This window comes from uncultured Thermus sp., assembly GCF_938010445.1.
In the GTDB taxonomy this organism is placed as follows: Bacteria; Deinococcota; Deinococci; order Deinococcales; family Thermaceae; genus Thermus; species Thermus altitudinis.
The window spans coordinates 1-4,767 of record NZ_CALLUR010000092.1 but is presented as its reverse complement, the minus strand read 5'-3'; the positions used below and the strand labels follow the sequence as shown (position 1 = coordinate 4,767).

The 4,767-nt window shown below is 66.6% G+C and carries 7 protein-coding genes; all 7 read right to left on the bottom strand.

Features of this window, described 5'->3' with window-relative positions; translation table 11 throughout:
• Nucleotides 1-341: ribosome silencing factor (rsfS, locus tag Q0693_RS05120; protein ID WP_243031023.1), on the bottom strand; the 341-nt coding region annotated here is incomplete at its 3' end.
• Nucleotides 342-347: 6 nt separating this feature from the next.
• Nucleotides 348-1,445: an LCP family protein gene (locus tag Q0693_RS05115; protein WP_298629689.1), complete on the bottom strand. Its 1,098-nt coding sequence runs from the start codon at nucleotides 1,443-1,445 to the stop codon at nucleotides 348-350.
• Complete coding sequence (gene yqeK / locus Q0693_RS05110; protein ID WP_298629687.1) at nucleotides 1,435-1,992, bottom strand: bis(5'-nucleosyl)-tetraphosphatase (symmetrical) YqeK; 558 nt, start codon at nucleotides 1,990-1,992, stop codon at nucleotides 1,435-1,437. Before yqeK ends, Q0693_RS05115 begins: the two co-directional genes overlap by 11 nt.
• Nucleotides 1,967-2,527, bottom strand: a complete 561-nt coding sequence (nadD, locus tag Q0693_RS05105) for a nicotinate-nucleotide adenylyltransferase (protein WP_243031020.1) — start codon at nucleotides 2,525-2,527, stop codon at nucleotides 1,967-1,969. Before nadD ends, yqeK begins: the two co-directional genes overlap by 26 nt.
• A gap of 11 nt (nucleotides 2,528-2,538) precedes the next feature.
• The gene (gene obgE, locus Q0693_RS05100) at nucleotides 2,539-3,786 is read right to left on the bottom strand and encodes a GTPase ObgE (protein WP_298629685.1); all 1,248 of its coding nucleotides are present in this window, start codon (nucleotides 3,784-3,786) and stop codon (nucleotides 2,539-2,541) included.
• Nucleotides 3,787-3,803: 17 nt separating this feature from the next.
• Nucleotides 3,804-4,061, bottom strand: a complete 258-nt coding sequence (gene rpmA / locus Q0693_RS05095) for a 50S ribosomal protein L27 (RefSeq protein ID WP_114313514.1) — start codon at nucleotides 4,059-4,061, stop codon at nucleotides 3,804-3,806.
• A 3-nt stretch (nucleotides 4,062-4,064) separates the two neighbouring features.
• A complete protein-coding gene (gene rplU / locus Q0693_RS05090; protein WP_298629682.1) occupies nucleotides 4,065-4,370 on the bottom strand; it encodes a 50S ribosomal protein L21 in 306 nt (101 codons plus the stop codon).
• Nucleotides 4,371-4,767 lie beyond the last annotated feature (397 nt).

The window sequence follows — 4,767 nt, the reverse complement described above, 5'->3', positions numbered from 1 at the left end:
TAAATCCTCTCGGCGTCCGCCCAGAAGCCCTCGAGGTCGTAGTACTCCCGGGCCTCGGGGGTCATGAGGTGGACCACCACCTCCCCGTAGTCCAGCACCACCCAGCGGGGGCTCTGCCCCTCCGTGGGCCGGGGCCGAAGCCCCGCCTCCCCCAGCTTCTCCTCCACGTGGCGCTCCAGGGCCTGGAGATGGGGGGTGCTGGTGGCGCTGGCCAGGACGAAGTAGTCCAGGCTATCGGACACCGCCCTCAGGTCCAGGGCCACCACGTTTTCCGCCTTCTTTTCCCCAAGGAGATCCTTGATCCTCGCTACCAGCTCCACAGCCTCCAGGGTCTTTACCATCTGCCCCTATTCTACCAGGTCGGGCCCCAGCTCCACCACCACCCCCACCACCGGTTGGTGCGGCGCCAGAAGGGGCAGGTGGAAAAGCTCGGCGAAGTAGCCGCCCGCCTCGAGGTCCTTGGCGTACACGGCGCTTCGCCCCACCTCCGCCTCCTCCACCTGCACCTCCACCCCCTCCCGGGCCAAAAGGGCCTGGCCCCAAAGGATCAGCTCCCTTTCCCCCCGTAGGCGCACGGGAACCTGCGGCGGGGATGAGGGCAGGGTCCGGCCCATCCATGCGGCCAGGACCTGGGCCTTGGCCCCCTCGTCCACATAGAGAAAGGTCCCCCTCCCCTCCCGGGTGGGCAGGGTGGCCAGGGAAAGCCTAAGGCCCTGGACTGCGGGGAAGTGGGCCAAAACCTCCTCCAGGGAGAGGTCCGTGTCCAACTCCCGCCAAGCCTCCCTTAGGGCCAAGGCCAAGGCCGGCCAGGTGCGGGGGTCCTGGGCCTTCTTGAGCACCTGGGAAATCACCCCCTTGATGCGGTCCAAGCGGGCGTAATCCCCCAAGGCATCGTGGCGGAAGCGCATGTACTTCACCGCCTCTTCCCCGTTTAGGTGAAGCCTGCCCGCAGGGAAGTCAATGAAGAGCTTGGCCGCCCGGTCGGTGTAGCGCATGGGGCGGTCCAGGTAGACCTCCACCCCCCCTACCGCATCCACCACCCGGGCCACGCTTTCCAGGGTGAGGATGAGGTGCCTTTCCGCCACCAGGCCCGTGGCCTCCTCCACCGCCCGCTTCAGGAGCTCGGCCCCACCCCGGGCGTAGGCGCTGTTGATCTTGCCCCCCGCCACGGGGCTAAAGAGGTCCCGGGGAATGGCCAAGGCCCTAGCCTCCCCTCCCCGGATGCGCACGTAAAAGATGGTGTCCGTGCGGCTTCCCGGGCCGCAAGGGGTGTGGTAGCCGCAGTACTCTATGTCCCGGGCCGCCACCACCACCCCCATCTCGGGCAAGGGCCCCGCCCGCAGGGACCGCACCTCCCCTTCCCCCAGAGGCCTGGGCCAGGAAAGCACCCCCCCAAGGGCAAAAAGGGCTAGGGAAAGGAGGAGAAAGGAAAGCCTAGGGCGCATCCTGCAAGCGATGGTAAACCGCCAAGGTCCGGGGATGCAGGGGGATACCCTTGGCCTTCAGGTAGGCCACCTTGTTCCCCACCGCCAAGCGGTAGGCCTCAAGAAGCCGGCCCGAAAGGGCCAGGTCCCGGATCTCCCCGTTCACCCCCCGGCCCGGCTCGGAGATGTCGGCGATGTATAGGGCCATGCCCAAGGGGTTCCGGGGGTCCACCCCGTACACGTGCCCCTCCACCGCCTCCAGGACCTCCTGGTCCTCCACCCCCCAGGCCTGGGCCAGAACCCGGGCCGCCCGGCCGTGGAGGGAGAGGGGATGGGCCCTTTCCACCTCGTTTTCCGGTGGGGCCAGGCGGAGGAGCTCCTCCTCTCCCAGATCGCGGGCCGCGTCGTGCAGAATCCCTGCCAGATAGGCCCTCTCCCCATCCAGACCGTTCCGTTCGGCAATCTCCCGGGCCAGGGCCGCCACCCGCTCAATGTGGGCCCAGCGCTCGGGGCGGACCAGGGCCTTCACCTTCTCCTTTAGCTCAGCGGTAGAAACCGTGCCGTTCAAGGTACACCTCCACCGGCCTAGGCACCCAGAAGCGCACGCTCTGGCCCTCCTTAAGGCGCCTGCGGATCTCGCTGCTGGAGATCCCCACCTCCGGGACCAAAAGGGGCACCACGGGCACCGGCATCCGGTCCAAGGGGTAGCCGGGCCGGGCCACGGCCACCAGGGTGGCCAGTTCATGGAGCCGGTGCCCCTCCTTCCAGGTGAGGACATCCCGGTAGGCATCGGCCCCGGTGATGAAGAAGAGCTCATCCCCTGGGAAAAGCCTCCGGGCCTCCCTTAGGGTGTCCACGGTGTAGCTCAGGCCAGGCCGGTCCAGCTCCAGCCTCGAGGGCCAAAACCCCTCCTCCTCCGCCGTGGCCAGGAGGACCATCTCGTAGCGGGCCCAGTCGGGGGCCACGGGGGTCTTGTGGGGAGGGCGGGCGGCCACCACGAAGAGCACCCGGTCCAGCCCCAAGGCCCTTTGGGCCTCACTGGCGGCGATCAGGTGCCCCAGGTGGATGGGGTCAAAGCTCCCGCCAAACAGCCCAATCCGCAAACCCACCCTCCCTAGCCCGGGATGTACTCAAACTCCCGCTCCCCGATGCGCACGATATCCCCCGCCCGCACCCCTTTGGCCTTAAGGGCCGCCTCCACCCCATGGCGCCGGAAGACCTCCTGCAGGTAGCCGGCGGCCTCGGAAAGGTCCCCCTTAAGCCGCTTAAGGTAACCCTCCAAGGCGGAGGAGCGCACCTGGTACACCCCTTCCTCCAGGGGCACCACCTCCACCCCGGCCTCCACCTCCACCCTGGGGGTGGGCTTGGGAAGCTCGGGGGCCGGGGTGGCCTTCACCAAACTGAAGAGGGCTTCCTTTAAGGCTTCTAAGCCTTCTCCCGTTAGGGCGCTTACCGCAAGGACGGGAAGCCCCTCCTGGGAAAGCTCCGCCACCTTTTGGGCCACCTCCTCCGGCCCCAGGAGGTCCACCTTGTTGAGGGCGATGAGGCTTGGCCGCCTGAGGAGGGCGGGGTCGTAGGCCTCCACCTCCTTCCGCAGGGTGCGGAAGGCCTTAAGGGGCTCCTGGGTGGCGTCCAGAACGTAGAGCAGAACCCGGGTGCGGGCGATATGCCTTAGGAACTCAAGCCCCAAGCCCTTTCCCTGGCTGGCCCCCTCAATGATCCCCGGGATGTCCGCTAGGGTGAAGCGCTCCTCTTCCCCCACCTCCACCACCCCCAGGTTGGGGCTTAGGGTGGTGAAGGGATAAGGGGCGATCTTGGGATGGGCCCGGGTGGTGGCGGCCAGGAGGCTGGACTTGCCGGCGTTGGGGTAGCCCACCAGGCCCACGTCGGCGATGAGCAGGAGCTCGAGGCGAAGCCGCCTCCTTTCCCCCTCCTCCCCGGCCTCGGCAAAACGGGGGGCCTGGCGGGTGGGGGTGACGAAGTGCCTATTCCCCCTTCCTCCTTCCCCTCCCCGGGCCACCAGGAGAACCTGGCCTTCCTCCGTGAGGTCCCCCAGGAACTCCCCGGTATCGGCATCAAAGACCCGGGTACCCCGGGGCACCTCTAGGTAAAGGTCCCGTCCAGCACGGCCATGTTGGCCGCTTCCCTTCCCGTGCTCCCCGTCCTCCGCCTTGTAGGTGCGCTTGGAAAGCTCCGCGAGGGAGTCCACGCTTCCCCTAGCCCTCAGGTAGACGCTTCCCCCACGACCCCCATCCCCTCCATCGGGGCCGCCCTTAGGCACAAACTTCTCCCGACGGAAAGAGATGGCACCGTCGCCACCCCTACCGGCAGCGACGGTGATGGTCAGGACGTCTTGGAACATCCAGGCTGTCCCTTGGCCTAGGCCAAGGGGCGCACGTGCACATAGCGGCCTAGCCGCCCCTTATCCTGGAACTCCACCACCCCGTCCACCAGGGCGAAGAGGGTGAAGTCCCGGCCCATGCCCACGTTCTTGCCAGGCTTGAACTGGGTGCCCCGCTGGCGCACCAGGATGTTCCCCGCCTTCACCACCTGGCCGCCATAGCGCTTTACCCCTAGGCGCTTGGCCTGGGAATCCCGGCCGTTTTTAGTGGAACCCAAACCCTTTTTATGTGCCATGGCTCACCCCTGAATCTCCTTGATGAGGATTTCCGTATAGGGCTGGCGGTGCCCTTTCTTCCTGCGGTACTGCACCTTGGCCTTGAAGCGGGAGACGGTGATCTTCCTGCCCTTGCCGTGGCCCAGGACCTCGGCCACCACCTTGGCCCCCTCCACGAAGGGAGCGCCCACCACCGTCCTCTCCCCACCCAGGAAGAGCACGGGAAGCTCCACCTGGCTTCCGGGCTCGGCCTCGAGCTTCTCCACCCGCAGCTTAAGCCCAGGCTCCACCCGGTACTGCTTTCCACCGGTCTTGACAATGGCAAACATGGCTTCCCCTTCCTAAAGGCCCCCAAAGGGGCTACCGGCTTTCTACTATACTTAACCTAAGCCACTTCTTCAAGCACCGAAAAAGGCTCCTTCAGAGGACTTTTCCTCCCAAAAGCCATGGCCTCCCTCGTGGCCTCCTTGGCCAAAGCCTCCTCCAAAGTGGCCATCCCCCCTAGACACTTGCCCTGGCCCAGGCTTCCCTTTTTCGGGATAGGACACCTTCCCCTTGGGGCGGCCCAGCAGCCTTTCCAGGCCTTATCCCCTTGCGGCTTCCGGCTGGGGCGGCCGCAGGGCCTCCGCCACAAAGGCCGCCATCACCCCCAACACCAGCCCCAGGAAAACCGCCAGGGCCAGAATCAGGCCCCGCTTGGGGGCCACCTTCTCGTAGATGGGGTAA